Below are 18,047 nucleotides of genomic sequence, written 5' to 3' on the forward strand. Positions count from 1 at the left end.
GGGAAAGAAATGTCGATAAAAACCAGCGATGTAGAATTTAAACTGCGCATTCGTCAGCAGATTGAAGACCCAATCATGCGCAAAGCCGTGGCCAATGCGCAGGAGCGTATCGGCGCGAATCGACAGAAAATGGTCGAGGAGTTAGGCCACTGGGAAGACTGGCGCGATCGTGCCAGCCAGATCCGCGATCACGTTCTGAGCAATCTCGACGCTTACCTGTATCAACTCTCCGAGAAAGTGACGCAAAACGGCGGGCACGTCTATTTCGCCAAAACCAAAGAAGAGGCTACCCGCTACATTCTGCAGGTCGCACAGAATAAAAATGCGAAGAAGGTGGTGAAGTCCAAGTCGATGGTGACCGAAGAGATCGGCGTCAATCATGTGCTGCAGGATGCCGGAATTCAGGTGATCGAAACCGATCTCGGCGAATACATCCTGCAACTGGATCAGGATCCGCCTTCGCACGTCGTGGTCCCGGCCATTCATAAAGATCGCTATCAGATTCGCCGTGTGCTGAACGAACGTCTGGGTTACGACGGCCCGGAAACGCCGGAAGCCATGACCTTATTCATTCGCCAGAAGATCCGCGAAGATTTCCTGAGTGCCGAAATCGGCATTACCGGCTGCAACTTTGCCGTGGCGGAAACCGGCTCGGTGTGTCTGGTGACCAACGAAGGCAACGCGCGCATGTGCACCACGCTGCCGAAAACGCACATTGCGGTGATGGGTATGGAGCGTATCGCCCCGACGTTTGCCGATGTGGATGTGCTGATCACTATGCTGGCGCGTAGCGCCGTGGGCGCACGCCTGACGGGCTACAACACCTGGCTGACCGGCCCGCGTGAGGCGGATAACGTTGACGGACCGGAAGAATTTCATCTGGTGATTGTCGATAACGGGCGCTCGCAGGTGCTGGGCTCAGCGTTTCGTGATGTGCTGCGCTGCATCCGCTGCGGAGCCTGTATGAACACCTGTCCGGCGTATCGTCATATCGGCGGGCATGGCTATGGCTCCATCTATCCAGGTCCCATCGGCGCAGTGATCTCTCCGCTGCTCGGCGGCTATAAAGATTTTAAAGACCTGCCGTATGCCTGTTCACTGTGCACGGCCTGTGACAGCGTCTGTCCGGTGCGGATCCCGCTGTCAAAACTGATCCTGCGGCATCGCCGGGTGATGGCCGAGGAGGGCATTACCCCGAAAGCCGAGCGACGGGCGATCAAAATGTTCGCTTATGCTAACAGCCATCCAGGGCTGTGGAAGGTCGGCATGATGGCCGGGGCCCACGCGGCGAGCTGGTTTATCAATGGCGGTAAAACGCCGCTTAAGGTTGGCGCGATTGGAGACTGGATGGAGGCGCGCGATCTGCCTGATGCTGACGGCGAGAGTTTCCGCAGTTGGTTTAAGAAACATCAGGCGCAGGAGAAAAAAAATGGATAACCGTACCGCATTTTTAAACACCGTCGCCCAGGCGTTGGGTCGCCCGCTGCGTTTCGAACCGCACGCGGATGCCGCGCCGGTTAACAACTATGCCAACGAGCGCCTGACCGAACTGAGCCCCGGGCAGCGCTGCGAGGCGTTTATCCAGTTTGCCAGCGAGGTGATGCTGGCCCGCTGCGAACTGACCCGCGAGGATCAGGCCGCAGACGCGGCGCTCCGCCTGTGTGAGGAACTGGGGCCACAACCGGTGGTACTGAGCGGCGACAGTCGGCTGGTGGAACTGGGCATTACCGAACGCTTACAGCAGGCATGCAACGCTGTGGTCTGGGACCCGGCGCGCGGTAGCGAAAATATTACCCAGGCCGAGCAGGCGAAAGTCGGCGTGGTCTATGCCGAGTATGGCCTGACCGAGTCCGGCGGTGTGGTGCTGTTTTCCGCGCCGGAGCGCGGGCGTTCCCTGAGCCTGTTGCCGGAGTCGTCGATTTTCGTGCTGCGTAAAAGCACCATCCTGCCGCGCGTAGCGCAGCTGGCGGAAAAACTGCATCAGAAAGCGCAGGCCGGTGAGCGGATGCCGTCGTGCATTAACATTATCAGTGGACCCAGTTCGACGGCGGATATTGAGCTTATCAAGGTGGTTGGGGTGCATGGCCCGGTGAAGGCAGTGTATCTGATTATTGAGGATTGCTAAGACAGGATGGAAAACCGCTCTGGCGCTACTGGCCAGAGCGGGACAGACGTTATGCAATCATGCTGATGATCAACACGATTATCAAACCCACCACGGAGTTTACCAGTTCCAGCAGACCCCAGGTTTTCAGCGTATCCTTCACCGACAGGTCAAAGTAGCCTTTGAACAGCCAGAACGAGGCATCGTTGATGTGGGTCAGGGTGTTGGAGCCTGCCGCCGTTGCCAGCACCAGTAACGCCGGATCGACGCCCACCAGTTGACCGGTTGCCGGGTCGAGGATGGCTGCGCTGATAATTCCCGCCGCCGTCATGGCTGAGACCACGCCCTGACCGGTTGCCAGACGAATTAATACGGTTATCAACCACGCCATGATGTACGGGGAAATATTGCCGTGCGACATCAACATACCGATGGTATCGCCAATGCCGGTGTCGATGATGGTCTGCTTCAGTACGCCGCCCGCGCCGATGATCAGGATCACCATCGCGATACTTTTCACCGCGTTTTCAAAGGCGTTCATGACCCATTGCATATCATGACCACGCGCGGTACCAAACAGCACGAAGGCAACAATCATGGCGATGAACATTGCAATCGGTGAAGAGCCGAGGAAGTTGACCACTTCCCATGCTTGTGTCCCTTTTACCAGCCAGATGTTGGCGATGGTGGTGGAGATCATGATGATCGCCGGGATCAGCGGCACCAGAATAGACACGCCGAATGACGGCAGATTGTTCTGGTCAACCGGGACGTCGGCTTTCATGAATGACGGCGTCGGACGATCGAGGTTGCCGAGGAATTTCGGCAGGATAAGTCCGGCGCAGATTACGCTCGGAATGGTTACCAGAATACCGTAGATGTAGACCATGCCCATGTCAGCGCCGTAGGCATTAACCAGCGCCACCGGGCCAGGCTGCGGCGGGAACAGGGAGTGCGCGGTGGTGGCGGCGGCAACGGCGGGGATCGCCAGCTTGAGGAACGGGATCTTCGCTTCCGCAGCAATAACGATCACCAGCGGCGCCAGCATAATAAACGCTACTTCATAGAACATCGCCAGGCCGAAGATCAGACCAATAATGATCACCGACAACTGCACATAGCGCAGGCCGAGGCGCGCCAGGAGCGTATGGGCAATCTGATGCGCCGCCCCGGAATCAACCATCAGCTTACCGATGACCGCCCCGAATACCACGATAATCGCCAGCTCTCCCAGCGTGCTGCCGAAACCGGATTTCATGGTGTGCAGCAGCTCCATTAAATCCATACCCGCCAGCATGCCGACTGAGAGCGCCGCCAGCAGCAGGGCGACCATCGAGTTTATTTTGAATCTTAGATTAAGTACCAGCATCAGACCGATGCCGAATACGACCCACAGAATATTGAGAACGTGCATAAAACGTCTACCTTCTTTTGGTTGAACCATTATGATTTTGGTTGAGATGTTACATATATTGGTTAACCATTGATGCGATAGATGTCACATTGCGTTACATGTTTACATATTCACCGTGTATTTTTGCGCCGTTCATAGGATCAAAACGGCTTTCATTGTGATTTGGTTAACCAATTTTGCCATTGAGGTTGACATGTAATACCAAAAGGAGGAATTTATGCGCCATATCGTCGAGTCCATAATGTAAACGAGGAACAAAACATGGAACAGACATGGCGCTGGTATGGCCCTAACGATCCGGTCACCTTAGCGGATGTGCGTCAGGCGGGTGCCACGGGCGTTGTCACCGCTTTGCACCATATCCCGAACGGGGAAGTGTGGACGGTTGATGAGATCCTAAAGCGCAAAGCGATTATTGAGCAGGCGGGCCTGGTCTGGTCGGTCGTCGAAAGCGTGCCGATCCACGAAGACATTAAAACTCGTTCTGGCAACTATCAGCAGTGGATCGCCAATTACCAGCAGAGCCTGCGTAACCTGGCCCAGTGCGGCATTCGTACCGTGTGCTATAACTTTATGCCGGTTCTCGACTGGACCCGTACCGATCTGGAATACGTCCTGCCGGACGGCTCCAAAGCGTTGCGTTTTGACCAGATTGAATTTGCCGCCTTTGAGCTGCATATCCTCAAACGTCCGGGCGCGGAAGCAGACTACACCGCCGAAGAGATTGCTCAGGCCAATGAACGCTTCGCAACCATGAGCGATGAAGACAAAGCGCGTTTGACCCGCAATATCATCGCCGGTCTGCCGGGTGCGGAAGAAGGCTATACCCTCGATCAGTTCCGTCAGCATCTTGAGCGTTACAAAGATATCGATAAAGCCGCGCTGCGCGAGAATTTTGCCGTCTTCCTGAAAGCGATCATTCCGGTGGCAGAAGAAGCTGGTGTGCGTATGGCGGTACACCCGGACGATCCGCCGCGCCCGATCCTCGGCCTGCCGCGTATTGTTTCCACCGTGGAAGATATGCAGTGGATGGTGGATACGGTCAGCAGCATGGCGAACGGTTTTACCATGTGCACCGGCTCCTACGGTGTTCGTGCGGACAACGACCTGGTTGACATGATCAAACAGTTTGGTCCGCGCATTTACTTCACCCATCTGCGCTCCACGCTGCGTGAAGATAACCCGAAAACCTTCCATGAAGCGGCGCATCTTAACGGCGACGTTGACATGTACGAAGTGGTGAAAGCGATCGTCGAAGAAGAGCAACGTCGTAAAGCTGAGGGCAAAGAGGATCTGATCCCCATGCGACCGGATCACGGTCATCAGATGCTTGACGATCTGAAAAAGAAAACCAACCCCGGTTACTCCGCGATTGGTCGCCTGAAAGGGCTGGCGGAAGTGCGTGGTGTTGAAATGGCTATCCAGCGCGCTTTCTTCAGCCGTTAAAGCAGATTTGCCGGTCACCTGTCTGGCCGGCTTTTTCCTTTTCTCTTCCGTTGGTATTCCAACGGCTTCTGGAGTTCACGATGACAACGACAATTGCCAGTAGCAACCTGCCGGTTGCGCGTCCGGCGTGGGACAGTTCTCGCCTGCAATCCCGTATTGTTCACCTGGGATGCGGTGCTTTTCACCGCGCACATCAGGCGCTGTACACCCACCATCTCTTAGAAACCACCGACAGCGACTGGGGTATCTGTGAAGTTAACCTGATGCCGGGTAACGACTGCGTACTGATTGAAAATCTGCGCAAGCAGCAACTGCTGTATACCGTGGCGGAAAAGGGCGCGGACAACACCGTGCTGAAAGTGATTGGCTCGATGAAAGAAGCGCTGCACCCGGATCTTGACGGTTGCGACGGTATTTTACAGGCCATGGCGCGCCCGCAGACGGCGATTGTCTCGCTGACGGTCACGGAAAAAGGGTACTGCACCGACGCTGCCAGCGGCCAGTTAGATCTCAATAACCCACTGATTAAGCACGATCTGGCGAACCCGACCGCGCCGAAATCGGCGATTGGGTACATCGTACAGGCGTTGCATCTGCGTCGCGAGCAGGGGCTGGCGGCCTTTACCGTGATGTCCTGCGATAACGTGCGTGAAAATGGTCATGTGGCGAAAGTCGCGGTGCTGGGCCTGGCGCAGGCGCGCGACCCGCAGTTAGCGGAGTGGATTGCAGCTAACGCCACCTTCCCATGCACCATGGTAGACCGCATTGTTCCGGCAGCGACGCCAGAAACGTTGCAGGAAATTGCCGACCAGTTGGGCGTTTACGATCCATGTGCTATCGCCTGTGAGCCGTTCCGTCAGTGGGTGATTGAAGACAACTTCGTCAACGGTCGCCCGGACTGGGATAAAGTCGGCGCGCAGTTCGTTGCCGATGTAGTGCCGTTTGAAATGATGAAATTGCGCATGCTTAACGGCAGCCACTCTTTCCTCGCGTATCTGGGCTATCTTGGCGGGTATGAAACTATCGCCGATACCATGACCAATCCCGCGTATCGCAAAGCGGCGTTTGCGCTGATGATGCAGGAACAGGCGCCGACGCTGGCTATGCCGGAAGGCACCGATCTCAACGCCTATGCGACGCTGCTGATCGAACGTTTTAGCAACCCGTCTCTGCGCCACCGCACCTGGCAGATTGCGATGGATGGCAGCCAGAAACTGCCGCAGCGCCTGCTGGATCCGGTGCGTCTGCACCTGCAAAACGGCAGCGACTGGCGTCACCTGGCGCTTGGCGTCGCGGGCTGGATGCGTTATACCCACGGCGTGGATGAGCAGGGGCAGGCCATTGATGTTGTTGACCCAATGCTGGCTGAATTCCAGCGTATTAACCAACAGTACCAGGGGGCTGAACGTGTGACGGCGCTGCTGGGGCTGAGCGGGATTTTTGGCCATGATTTAGCGGAAAACGCCGACTTTGTTGAGACGGTTATCGCCATGTATCAACAACTGTGCGAGCTGGGCGCGCGTGAGTGTGTTGCCGCGCTAAGCGCTGACGCGTAATTCCCCGAACTATGACGGGTCAATCAAAATACTGATTTGGTTGACCCGTTTTCTGTTTTTGACTTGCCGCAAATGCTATAGTTCGATACCTATTCACCGTATCTGATTACACGCTTCTGACGGACATAACACGATGAAATCGAACACTTCTCAACAAAGACCCTACCAGGAAGTGGGTGCCATGATCCGCGATCTGATTGTCCAGACGCCGTACCAGCCCGGTGAGCGTTTGCCGCCGGAGCGTGAAATTGCTGAAATGCTTAATGTCACTCGTACGGTGGTGCGCGAAGCATTAATCATGCTGGAAATTAAAGGACTGGTGGACGTGCGTCGTGGCGCCGGAATCTACGTGCTCGACAATGCGGATGCGCAGAGTATCGACAGTACGGATGTAAATCACTGCAACGATGCCGGTCCGTTTGAACTGCTGCAGGCGCGCCAGTTGCTGGAAAGCAACATCGCTGAATTTGCCGCGCTGCAGGCCACTCGCGAAGACATCGTCAAAATGCGTCAGGCGTTGCAACTGGAAGAGCGTGAGCTGGCCTCCAGCGAACCGAATGGATCAGAAAGCGGTGACATGCAGTTTCATCTGGCGATTGCTGAAGCCACGCATAACAGCATGCTGGTGGAGTTATTTCGCCAGTCATGGCAGTGGCGTGAGAACAACCCGATGTGGATCCAGCTTCATAGCCACCTCGATGATACTCATTACCGTAAGGAGTGGATGGTCGACCACAAGCAGATCCTGGCGGCGTTAATTAAAAAGGACGCCCGCGCGGCGAAGCTGGCAATGTGGCAGCATCTGGAAAACGTCAAACAACGGCTGTTGGAATTTTCAAATGTCGATGATATCGACTTTGATGGCTATCTGTTCGAGTCCTGGCCGCTGGATAAAGTTAACGCCTGATTTCGCTTCTTCAGCCACACGGACAGCTTCGGTCCGTGTGGTACTTTCCCTCGTGATTATTCCCCTTTTATCGTGCTGAATTGGACATAAAAAATTTTGTCTGGCGCCTCAGCCGGGTTTTTTTCGCCGTCTTTACACGGCGTAAATTGATTTATATCAATTAAAAACAACTTAATTTTGCATGCGAAAAAATGGGTTATTTACCTTATTTTTACCTTTTCGTGCTTATTTTTAGACAAAACAGGTCAGCATTAAGTGAGAATCAAAGTGATTCCGGCAGTGGTTTGGGTAGAACCGCTTTGCATAACAGTACATAAAAACAAGCAGTTCGCATAAAAGTAGACATTAATAACGGTATGTAACTTATTGGCTGTAATGATGTTTTGATTGAGTGCGATAATTCGTGTCAATGCTTCATGCGTTTTTAATCAAATGAATAAAAATGAATATATGTAAAGTTAAAATTACACATTATTCTATAAACAAGTTATCTTTCACTTGAAATATCGTTCCATTTTACCTCGCTTTATTAACAGTTTTATTACGATTGTGAATGTTTTTTACCGTTGACATGTTTTTACACTGACTGCATATTTCATCGCCATAAGCGTCTTATTGCGTTCAGGAGATGATGACGATGCCTTCTCGAGATTATCCCGATATCCGAAAAGCCAGGGGTACCCGATCAAAAGATATGGTTCTTTTAAGTGCCCGTGTTGATAATTCTCTATGGGAATATGTCCGAACGCTGGCATTTGAAACGCGAAAAAGTAAACAAGATATTATCGCTGAGGCGTTAATGCTACATCGCTCTATTAACCAGGGTGAGAATCAAGAGTAAACCTGGCTGACCTTATTCCGGATTTTGAATGAAATCTGAGTAGTGAATTATTTATTGCCACTTCATTATTGCCTTTATTGGTGTGTTTTTGATTTCTCCCCTTGGTATTCAGGGGGCTTTTTTATGAGGACTTTCTGCCTTCATAACAAAGTTGATAGCAAAATTCACAATTAAAAGTGAGTAAAAATATGAAAAAGTCAGCAGTGGTATTAGCAGTGATGGCATTAGGCATCACTTCCGCTCATGCAGCGGAAATTTATAATAAAGATGGCAACAAACTTGATTTGTACGGCAAAGTAAAAGCGGTCCACTCCTGGACTGACGGCACCGATGCTGACGGCACCTACGCACGTCTGGGTTTTCGCGGTGAGACTCAAATCAACGATCAACTGACTGGCTATGGTCAGTTTGAAAGTCAGTTTGATGCCGCTAAAGCAGAAGGTTCTCAGAATGGTGTTAATACACGTCTGGCGTTTGCTGGTCTGGATTATGGCCATGACGTTAGCTTTGACTACGGTCGTAACTACGGTATCGCTTACGACGTGGGAGCTTACACTGACACTCTTTCAGAGTTCGGCGGTGACTCCTATGAAAATACTGACCGCTTCCTTACTACACGCACTTCTGGCGTTGCAACACTCCGCACCAAAAATCTGTTTGGTGCCGTTGATGGCCTGAGCCTTGGCGCGCAATATCAGGGTCAGGATGATACCGATAAGGATCCAACGAAACAGCATGGCAATGGCTACGGCTTCTCCCTGGGCTACGATAATATCGCCGATTCCGGCGTGTCTGCGATTGCGGCCTACACCACCAGTTCAGTGACTGCTCAGCAGAAACAGAATGGTTGGGATGGCGAAAACGCAGAGTTCTGGGGTGCTGGCCTGAAGTATGATGCTAACGCCATCTACGTAGCGACGATGTATGGTGAGTCCCACAACCTGATTCAGGATGCGGACAAAGCTGAGCACTTTGAAGCAATGGCTGCGTATGTGTTTGATTTTGGTCTGCGTCCGAACGTGGCTTATGTCCATACGCGTGACAACAATAATAATGATCTGACCGAATATGTGGCGCTGGGTACGGACTACTACTTCAACAAAAATATGGTTGCTGATGTAGGTTATAAAATTAACCTGCTTGATGGCGCTGACGGCGACAACCAGGTTGTTGCGGGTCTGACCTATCAGTTCTAATTTGTTGTGATAATATGTAAAAGGCGTCTTTTGTAAGACGCCTTTTTTACATCTGCCTGCTTTTAATGGATCAAATTAAACCGATCAGGATTATTAAAGCGGGCGATTTTTTTAAACCAGAATATATGTGTTTTCTGAAGATGGTGTTGATGTTGAATTAACATGTCCATTTTTACGCATTTTAAAGTGAGTTTATAAATTTCCTGATGAGTATTTTGTTGGTTATTTATACATTTATTAAATGTTGACATTAAATAACGGACTGGTTTGAATAGACCTGGTAATGAATTTATACCCTTTTAGGGTTAGCGAATCGCTGTTTATATCATTGCGTGAGGCTGATAATCGCAGCAATAAACAACGCAACGGCACCACGCAGCGTGGCGTTAATGATGGCCTGAGCGCCGCTTCCCAGCAGATTAATATTGCGCGGCACGCTAAGTTGACGGGCGAGCGGCATCACCAGCAAGGTGGTCCCCTTAAAGATTCGCCAGCGTCAGCAGGGAAGGTATTTGCGACAGCAGATATAACAGCAGCCCAATAGAACCGCCGACCAGCGTGCCGTTGACGCGGATAAACTGCAAATCTTTGCCAATGTTTAGCTCAATTTGCTGTGACATATCGCGCGCATCCCAGCTTTTCACCGTGTCGCTAATGTGGCGCGTCAGGAAGGCGGCGAACTCCGGCGCAACCTTATGCGCGGCCTGCTCCAGATGCCCATTCAATGAAGCGCGCAGGGCGCTGTCGGCAACCAGCGTTTCACCGAACCACTGCCCGGCATTGGCAATGCGCTGCTTCACGCGAGAATCATCGGCGTTGATATCGGTTTTCAGCCACTGACGCAGGTCTGCCCACAGCTCGCCGAGATAACGGTTGAAGGCTTCGTCTTCTTTCAGATAGCTTTTGAGGCTTTCCGCTCGCACGGCCATTTCCGGATCGTGTTTGAGCTTATCGATGAGCTTAAACGTCGCGCGATCGAAGGCGTGGCGGATCTGATGGGCGCGATCGTGGCTGATGTCATCCAGCAAAGAGTTTACGGCGTCAGAAACCAGTTCGGCGCTGTGCTCGCCCAGCCATTCGGTCGGCAGGATCTTCGCTTTCAGCGGATGTTCGGTCTCCAGCCAGTGCACGATCTGCCGGGCGATAAATGCCCGCGAGCTATCGCGTTGCAGCAGGGCGATCAGTTGGGCGATCAGCGTGTCGAGCAGCACCTGATGGCGATTGTTTTTGGTCATGCTTTCCAGCATCAATGCGCTGGTTTCAGAGAGATCAACTTTATCGATGGCCTTGTGCACTGCCCGCTTGATCAGCCGTTGAATGCGGGCGTCGTCGGTCAGTTCGAGAAAACCGCTCATAATTTGCAGCAGGTGCTGGCCGATACGCCGGGCGTTTTCCGGCTGGCTGAACCAGTTCCCGATCAACAGCGCCGGTTCATGGCGGCGGATCAGCGCGACCAGGGACTGAGTGTCGAGAAATTTTTCCTGCACAAACTGACCGAGATTTTCCCCGATCCGATCCTTATTGCGCGGGATAATCGCCGTATGTTGCGAGATAAAAGGGATCGGCACCCGGCGAAAAAGCGCCACCACGGCAAACCAGTCCGCCAGTGCGCCGACCATCGCCGCTTCGGCGATCGCTTTGATTCCGAGCACCCAGAAGTTAGGCGGCAGAAACAGCGTGATAACGAAAGTGGCGGCGGCAATCAGCAGCAATGAGAGCGCCAGTCGTTTGGCGCGTTTGAGTTCAGCAATTTTATTCATAGGCTTAAGAATAGAGCCAGACGACAGGATCGTGCAAAAAATGTGGTGCGGCCCTCGTTTTTAGGCGACCAGATCTTACTCCGGGATCCAGTTGTCCCAGGCAGGTAAGGGACCGAGTTCCGCTACCAGAAAATCGATAAACGATCGTACCTTGGGGTTGCTGTACTTACTGGGAAAATAGAGCGCATACAGGGCATGAGTTTCACAGGTAATCGTGCCGTCGAGCATCAACGGCGTTATCTCTTCTTTTTGAATATGATCGCCAATCAGGTAAGTCGGCAAGTACGCCACGCCCTGATCTTCCAGTACCGACTTCAGTAATACCAGGCTGCTATTGGCCTGGATCGGCATATGCAGTTTGAGTTGATGCAGACGATCATGTTCATCAGCCACTTTCAGCACTGGCGTGAGACCCGGATACACCAGGCAATCATGGTTGACCAGATCGCTGCGGCGCTGGGGCATGCCTTTTTTGGCAAGGTAGCCGGGTGAGGCGCAGTACGCCCAGCGGACAGGCACCAGCTTGCGCATGGCATAGTTCTGCGGCGGCGCGGTAGAAATGCGCAGAGCGATGTCGAAATCCGTTTCGTTCAGATTCACGAAGTTATCGTTGAGATCGATATATAAATTCACATCCGGGAACTGAGCGCGATATTTATCCACCAGGTTCACCAGTCGGGAATAACCAAACGCAATTGAGCAGGTTATACGTAATTCACCCTGTGGACTGTGGTAATAACCGGAAGTGGTATTCAGCGTTTCATCGAATTCTTTCAAAAGCTTATTAGCGCGGTTGAAGAGATATTGCCCGGCGTCGGTCAGGGTAATACTGCGGGTGGTGCGTTTAATTAACGTCGTCCCCAGCGTGTCTTCCATCGCGGCCAGGCTTTTACTGACCGCAGACGGCGAGACATTGAGCTGCGTCGCGGCTTCCGACAGCCCCCCGCAATCGACGATTTTCGTAAAAAATTCCAGATGCTTGAGTGAAATCGGCGTACTCATAGTTTCCTTTAATTCACAAGTGATTTGCAAAAACGGTACGAATAGGCCGTTACATTCGGCTTTTAAACATGCAACTATTGAATCACAGGAAACAACTTACTGGCAAAATGAAAAAATAACAACTTAGGTGAGTTACGTCACAAAATAACAGGAGGCGCAACGGCAACTCATCACATTGTGAATTTAATCTCATTAATTATTATTCTAAAGGTACCGATTATGTGGTCACGACTCGAACCCTACAGATCGTCGATTATTTTATTAGTTGCTCTGGTGATTGGCGGCTTATTAGGTATTTATGCCCCATCGTTAGCAGGTAAACTCCAGCCAATAGGTCAGATATTCTTAAACCTGTTATTTATGATTATTGTGCCGCTGGTGGGGATCAGCGTTATGTCTTCGATCGCCAGTATGACCGACCTGAAAAGGCTGGGACGCATTATGGCGATTATCTTTATTGTTTCGATCGCGATGGCCTTTATTCCGGCGGCCGGGATCGTCGCGCTGGCGCTCTGGTATAACCCGGCGCAGGGCGTCACTATCGATCTCTCGCAGTCCGTGCAGGCGGGCAGCGGCAAGATGGATTTTGTGAGCATGATTACCACCAGCGATTTTATTGGACTGTTTTCTAAGTCCAATATCCTGGCGCTGATCGTGATGGCGATCATTGCGGGTGTGGCGATTGGCCAATCGGATCAGGCTGGGAAACGCATTGCCTCACTGCTGGAAGATGCCAACACGGTGATCATGAAGATCGTCTCAATCATCATGAAGGTTGCGCCGATTGGTCTGGGCTGCTACTTCGCCGCCACCATGGCCAGCCAGGACTCTGCTCTGCTGCTAACCTTTGCCCGCGCCATTGGCCTGTTTATGGTTGCTACGCTGGTCTACTTTGTTTTTGGCTCTATTCTCTATTCGTACATTGGCGGCGGTATTCCGGCGGTGAAAGCCTTTTGGCGTAACGCGATTGAACCCTCTGCAACCGCGCTGGGGACCTGTTCTTCGCTGGGTACGCTCCCGGTGACGCTGCGCGCCGGTAAAGCGATGGGGATCAACCCGGAAATCGTTGATGTCTCTATTCCGCTGCTGGTGAACCTGAATAAAGGCGGCGTGGCGATGATAGCCGCACTGAAAATTGTCTTTATCTATTCCGTGCTGGGTATGGAGTTCACCACCGAAACCTTCTTCCTGACGATGCTGATTGCGGTGCTCTCCGCCATTATCGTCGGCGGCGTACCCGGTGGGGCGTTCCTTGGCGAGATCTTTATCGTCACCACGTTGGGTCTGCCGATGGAAGCGATCCCGATGCTGGTGGTACTGGGCACCATTACCGATGCGCCAGCTACATTGATTAACGTCATCCATGATTTGAATGCGGCACAGATTGTCGAACGGTTCGCTGGAAAAAAGCAGACCAACACTGAAATAAACTCTACTGCTGCGGTGGTATAGGTTTTCACACGGATTAAGAACAGGAGAAGTTATGAAAGACGCTATGAAGCTTGAAACGCATCTGGTCGTTGCTGGTCGCGACAAACGCTATACCCAGGGAGCGGTGAATCCGGTGATCCAACGCGCCTCTTCGCTGGTGTTCGATACCGTGAAGGATAAGAAATTTGCCACCGCCAACCGTGCTAACGGCGAACTGTTTTACGGTCGTCGCGGAACCTATACGCATTTTGCCTTCCAGAAAGCCATGAGTGAGCTGGAAGGCGGTGTCGGCTGCGCGCTGTATCCGTGTGGAGCCGCAGCGGTGACCAATGCGATTCTGGCGTTCGTCCAAAGCGGCGATCATATTTTGATGACGGGCGCAGCCTACGAGCCAACTCAGGATTTTTGCAATAAGATCCTGAGTAAATTTAACGTAGAAACAACGTATTACGATCCGTTGATTGGGGCTGGGATCGTTGATCTTCTGCGTCCGGAAACGAAGGTGGTGTTCCTCGAATCACCAAGTTCTATCACGATGGAAGTCCAGGATGTACCGGGAATGGTGAAGGCTATTCGCGCGGTGAATCCGGAGATTGTCATTATGATCGACAATACCTGGGCGGCGGGTGTTCTCTTCAAAGCACTGGATTTCGGGGTGGATATTTCCATTCAGGCAGGAACCAAGTACACCATAGGCCATTCGGATGGCATGCTGGGAACGGCGGTGTCTAACGCCCGCTGTTGGGACCGTTTGCGAGAGAACTCCTATCTGATGGGGCAAACGCTGGATGCCGACACAGCCTACAACGGTAGCCGCGGATTACGTACGCTGGCGGTACGTCTGAAGCAGCATCAGGAGAGCAGTATTCACATTGCTCGCTGGCTGTCGGCAAGGCCGGAAGTGGCGCGGGTGAATCATCCTGCATTAGCGGAATGTCCGGGACACGAGTATTTTCAACGTGACTTTGCCGGAAGCTCAGGCCTGTTCTCGTTTGTGCTGAAAAAGAGACTGACCGACGAGCAGATGGCGAATTTCCTCGATAATTTCTCGCTGTTCCATATGGCCTATTCTTGGGGCGGTTTTGAGTCACTCATTCTGGCGAATCAACCGGAAGAGCTGAACAGCATTCGCCCGGCCGGAGAGGTTGATTTCAGCGGCACGCTGGTCAGGGTGCATATTGGTCTGGAAGATGTTGACGATCTGATTGCCGATCTGGAAGCGGGGTTTGCGCGCATCGCGTGAGGTGACAGACTCGCTGCCGGATGGCGTTGATCCTTATCCGGCCTACGTAAGCCAGTAGGCCGGATAAAACGCCTGCATGACATACGCGGTGACGTTATATTTACAATCAAATTAACTCATAATTAGTCATTTTAGATCATTTTTTATCAAAGATAATCTTAATCACAATTTTTATCATCCCTCCTGGATAGCATAGTTACTGATTTTTAGGGTTACTGGCACAGAGGGGATGATGAGTTATGAAGCTGAAAGATTTATTCACGAGGACACCAACTGAACGCCGCCATTATGGCGTTGCCGTGTTAGTCGGCATCGTGTCTGGCGTACTTTCTGCATTTGTTAAGTGGGGGGCCGAAGTTCCTCTTCCACCCAGGACATTTTCTCTGGGAAGAAATGAGTTTAATCCTCCGTACCTTTTTCTCAGAGACTATTTGGGGATTGATCCCACGCAAACGGTCTATACCTTTTCTGAACATGTGATTAATCCGGTTATGGTTACGCACATCATATTTTCATTAGTGTTTGCAGTCGGGTATTGCGTTGCAGCTGAAATTTTTCCAAAAGTTAAACTTTGGCAGGGGGTACTGGCAGGTTTAATCGTGACGGTGGCAGTTCATGGCATGTTCATTCCCGCACTACATCTTTCGCCGCCCTTGTCTCAGCTGCCATTTGATGAATATGTGTCGGAAATTATTGGGCATATTTTCTGGTTTTGGGTCATTGAAATGATTCGCCGCGACCTGCGTAATCGGATCACGCATGAACCCGATGCGGAAGTTCCGTTATCTCTCGTCAGATGATTAAAAGTAGATGCACTATGATGGATTGCCCCCGACCGCTAAACACAATATCAGTGTTCACGAATGGGGGCAGTTCGTAGAAGGTTAACTCTCTGCGGCTAATGCGGTTGCCTCATGCTGACGTACGCGCTTCAGTAAGCCTGCCAGCGTGAACACGACGGCAATACCTGCCACCACCGCCAGCAGATGAAACGAAATCCTGCCGCCGTTGAACCATAACCAACGCCCAATTTCGACAGAAACCGCCATCACCGTCAGGATCACCATATTCAACGACGCCGAAACCGTACCCTTCGGTAAGTTGTTGGAAAATAGTGTAAAGCGGAATAACGTTGGGAAGATCATTCCAATGCCAAACGCATACAGGCTGGTCCCCAGTACTGACCACAACCACACGTGCGGCCACAGTAAATTGCCAGCAATCAATACCGCCAGCCCGCTCAACTGAATGGGAACCGCTCGCCAGATAAAGCGTGGCCGGGTCGGATCCTTCACGAAGCGGACGACCACCATATTGGCGACGATCACCGCGCCAAACACCGGCGCCTGCGCCCAGGCAAACTGGGATGTGGTCATGCCGCCAGCATCAATGAGGATCACCGGTGAGACTGCCACCCAACTCATCATCGGGATATAGCTCAACGACAGCGTGGCTGCGCCAAACAGGAACACCCGGTTGCGGAAAACGTCGCGAAAATCACGTAAGACGCTGCGCGCACTGAACGGCACCGCGCCACGCTGGACGGTTTCTGGCATTGCTAACGTGAGTCCAATGAGTGCGATAAGCCCCATGACGGCGATAATGGCAAACAAGATCTTCCAGTGTACAAAATGCATCAGCGCTGCTCCGGAAAGCGGGCCGATAACCGGCGCCACCAGCACAATGGAGGTGATTACCGCCATCAGCTTAATAGCCTTTGTTTGCCCAAATGCCTCCTGCACCGTGACATAGCCGACGGTGGCGATAAAACAGATGCTGGTGCCCTGCACAAAACGGGCGACCAGAAATTGCGTCATCGAGGTGGTGAACAATGTGGCAGCGCAGGCGAGCGTAAAAATTAGCGCTCCCGCAATCAGTACCGGACGGCGGCCAATCCGATCGGAAAGCGGTCCTAACAACCATTGCAGCGCCATACCACCAGCCAGATAGAGACTGACCGCCGCGGGCGCCAGACTGACATCGGCGTTGAAATCGCGTACGACATTAATGATGCCGGGCTGGATCAAGTCCGTCGACAGATAGGCGGCGAAATCATACAAAATCAACGCAATAGGAAAAAATAGCGTCGTAGCGCGTTGGGAGAAAAACGCGAGAATCCGTTGCATAAAACAGCTCCTTGTCGGGAGAAAACCCTCAACGGGAATAGCGAAATTCAATACCGTCTTTGAGACGTCAGGCCGATGACAGAATAAAAGCAGACTGCAAATGTACTGAATTTCATGTAATCAAAAACGCTGTCGGCGTGAAGCGCAAACAGGAGAAACGCTCACTAACGCAGGGTCAGAAAGCGTAACGATTACAGGTAACAATCAGCACATCGCACCTCAAGAAGAGTAAGTTGAACGGGTAGCAACCATTTGCAGTGTAATGTGGATTGGATATTAATTAAACGAGTTTATCCGGTTTATTTGCAGATAATCGCCACGTTTATCAGAGTAAGATGTTTTGCAAAAAACGCAGCGCGATGGCACAACCGAAGATGATCAGCACGCCGCCGGCGATACGCTCTACCCACAATATTCCTCTGGTTAAGCGTCGCTGGATCTGCGGTAAACCGATGAACATGACGATCAACAGATCCCAGAACAGCACCACGCTGGTCATCCATATCCCGCTCATGCTTTGTTGCAGCAACGTCACCGACGGGCCGAGCAGGGCGGTCATTAGCGCCAGATAAAACAACGCATTTTTAGGGTTGAGTAGTGACGAAGCTAACCCCAGCAGCAGCTGTTTGCCAAATCCTGGGCAGGTCGACTGGGCGTCTGCTCCGGTCAGAGTTTGTGGGCGGCTGCGTATCAGCAGACTGCCAATCCACAATAAATAGAGTGCGCCCAATAGCTCAATAACTGTAAACAGCAGAGGAAGCTGACGCAGGATCCCCCAACCGATAATCGCCAGCAGGATATACAGCCCGTTGCCGATGGCGATCCCCACGCACAGCCCGGCGCTGCCGCGCATCCGGTAACGTACGGCATAGCCGACCAGTAAAAAGAAGTCCGGACCCGGGCTGAGGAGTGCGACAAAATGCGCCAGCGCCAGCGCGGGAAACGCAGACGGAAAAAGTTCAGCAAGCAGTGACATAGTGACCTCAGAGCAGGAATCCGAGTTCACCCTACGCCTGATGCC

The 18,047-nt window shown here is 52.2% G+C and carries 15 protein-coding genes and 1 pseudogene; 10 read left to right on the top strand and 6 right to left on the bottom strand.

Annotated elements, in window-relative coordinates; translation table 11 throughout:
- The first annotated feature begins 9 nt into the window (after nt 1–9).
- A complete protein-coding gene (locus tag FDX09_RS03315; protein WP_038636879.1) occupies nt 10–1,437 on the top strand; it encodes a LutB/LldF family L-lactate oxidation iron-sulfur protein in 1,428 nt (475 codons plus the stop codon).
- Nucleotides 1,430–2,125: a lactate utilization protein C gene (locus FDX09_RS03320; RefSeq protein WP_087857437.1), complete on the top strand. Its 696-nt coding sequence runs from the start codon at nt 1,430–1,432 to the stop codon at nt 2,123–2,125. The genes FDX09_RS03315 and FDX09_RS03320 overlap by 8 nt, the downstream gene beginning before the upstream one ends.
- A gap of 49 nt (nt 2,126–2,174) precedes the next feature.
- On the opposite strand, the gene gntP is transcribed toward FDX09_RS03320, so the two are convergent.
- Nucleotides 2,175–3,518: a gluconate permease GntP gene (gntP, locus tag FDX09_RS03325; protein WP_038636883.1), complete on the bottom strand. Its 1,344-nt coding sequence runs from the start codon at nt 3,516–3,518 to the stop codon at nt 2,175–2,177.
- Nucleotides 3,519–3,779: 261 nt separating this feature from the next.
- On the opposite strand from gntP, the gene uxuA reads away from it, so the two are divergent.
- The 5 genes from uxuA to FDX09_RS03350 all read left to right on the top strand — a co-directional run bounded on the left by uxuA (nt 3,780) and on the right by FDX09_RS03350 (nt 9,464).
- The gene (uxuA, locus tag FDX09_RS03330; protein WP_110496114.1) at nt 3,780–4,964 is read left to right on the top strand and encodes a mannonate dehydratase; all 1,185 of its coding nucleotides are present in this window, start codon (nt 3,780–3,782) and stop codon (nt 4,962–4,964) included.
- Between the two features lie 80 nt (nt 4,965–5,044).
- Nucleotides 5,045–6,520, top strand: a complete 1,476-nt coding sequence (locus FDX09_RS03335; RefSeq protein ID WP_085048377.1) for a fructuronate reductase — start codon at nt 5,045–5,047, stop codon at nt 6,518–6,520.
- A gap of 133 nt (nt 6,521–6,653) precedes the next feature.
- Nucleotides 6,654–7,427, top strand: a complete 774-nt coding sequence (gene uxuR, locus FDX09_RS03340; protein ID WP_038636895.1) for a Uxu operon transcriptional regulator — start codon at nt 6,654–6,656, stop codon at nt 7,425–7,427.
- A gap of 637 nt (nt 7,428–8,064) precedes the next feature.
- On the top strand, nt 8,065–8,268 hold the full coding sequence (locus FDX09_RS03345; RefSeq protein WP_042312608.1) for a hypothetical protein: 204 nt from the start codon (nt 8,065–8,067) through the stop codon (nt 8,266–8,268).
- A 188-nt stretch (nt 8,269–8,456) separates the two neighbouring features.
- Nucleotides 8,457–9,464 carry a porin gene (locus tag FDX09_RS03350; protein ID WP_069324131.1) on the top strand — a complete coding sequence of 336 codons (1,008 nt, stop codon included), beginning with the start codon at nt 8,457–8,459 and terminating at the stop codon, nt 9,462–9,464.
- 325 nt (nt 9,465–9,789) lie between these two features.
- On the opposite strand, the pseudogene FDX09_RS03355 reads toward FDX09_RS03350, so the two are convergent.
- From FDX09_RS03355 to FDX09_RS03365, 3 genes and pseudogenes are all read right to left on the bottom strand, one after another.
- Nucleotides 9,790–9,948: pseudogene (locus FDX09_RS03355) on the bottom strand (MFS transporter); the annotation flags it as partial.
- On the bottom strand, nt 9,944–11,224 hold the full coding sequence (locus tag FDX09_RS03360) for a DUF445 domain-containing protein (protein ID WP_110496113.1): 1,281 nt from the start codon (nt 11,222–11,224) through the stop codon (nt 9,944–9,946). The pseudogene FDX09_RS03355 and the gene FDX09_RS03360, both read right to left, overlap by 5 nt.
- Before the next feature lie 75 nt (nt 11,225–11,299).
- Nucleotides 11,300–12,226 (bottom strand): LysR family transcriptional regulator, encoded by a 927-nt coding sequence (locus FDX09_RS03365; protein ID WP_087857436.1) that lies wholly within the window; start codon nt 12,224–12,226, stop codon nt 11,300–11,302.
- A gap of 219 nt (nt 12,227–12,445) precedes the next feature.
- Between FDX09_RS03365 and FDX09_RS03370 the strand changes: the two genes are divergently transcribed.
- The 3 genes from FDX09_RS03370 (at nt 12,446) to FDX09_RS03380 (ending at nt 15,700) form a co-directional block, all read left to right on the top strand.
- Nucleotides 12,446–13,678 carry a dicarboxylate/amino acid:cation symporter gene (locus FDX09_RS03370; RefSeq protein ID WP_038636908.1) on the top strand — a complete coding sequence of 411 codons (1,233 nt, stop codon included), beginning with the start codon at nt 12,446–12,448 and terminating at the stop codon, nt 13,676–13,678.
- 31 nt (nt 13,679–13,709) lie between these two features.
- A complete protein-coding gene (gene metC, locus FDX09_RS03375) occupies nt 13,710–14,900 on the top strand; it encodes a cystathionine beta-lyase (RefSeq protein WP_038636913.1) in 1,191 nt (396 codons plus the stop codon).
- A gap of 239 nt (nt 14,901–15,139) precedes the next feature.
- Complete coding sequence (locus FDX09_RS03380) at nt 15,140–15,700, top strand: DUF1440 domain-containing protein (RefSeq protein WP_085048373.1); 561 nt, start codon at nt 15,140–15,142, stop codon at nt 15,698–15,700.
- Nucleotides 15,701–15,784: 84 nt separating this feature from the next.
- On the opposite strand, the gene mdtM is transcribed toward FDX09_RS03380, so the two are convergent.
- Together mdtM and FDX09_RS03390 are read right to left on the bottom strand one after the other, a co-directional pair.
- The gene (gene mdtM / locus FDX09_RS03385) at nt 15,785–17,026 is read right to left on the bottom strand and encodes a multidrug efflux MFS transporter MdtM (RefSeq protein ID WP_038636916.1); all 1,242 of its coding nucleotides are present in this window, start codon (nt 17,024–17,026) and stop codon (nt 15,785–15,787) included.
- Between the two features lie 325 nt (nt 17,027–17,351).
- Nucleotides 17,352–18,002 carry a LysE family translocator gene (locus FDX09_RS03390; RefSeq protein WP_085048372.1) on the bottom strand — a complete coding sequence of 217 codons (651 nt, stop codon included), beginning with the start codon at nt 18,000–18,002 and terminating at the stop codon, nt 17,352–17,354.
- Nucleotides 18,003–18,047: the final 45 nt, after the last annotated feature.

It is taken from the genome of Citrobacter sp. wls717 (genome assembly GCF_005280955.1).
GTDB classification, from domain to species: Bacteria; Pseudomonadota; Gammaproteobacteria; order Enterobacterales; family Enterobacteriaceae; genus Citrobacter; species Citrobacter werkmanii.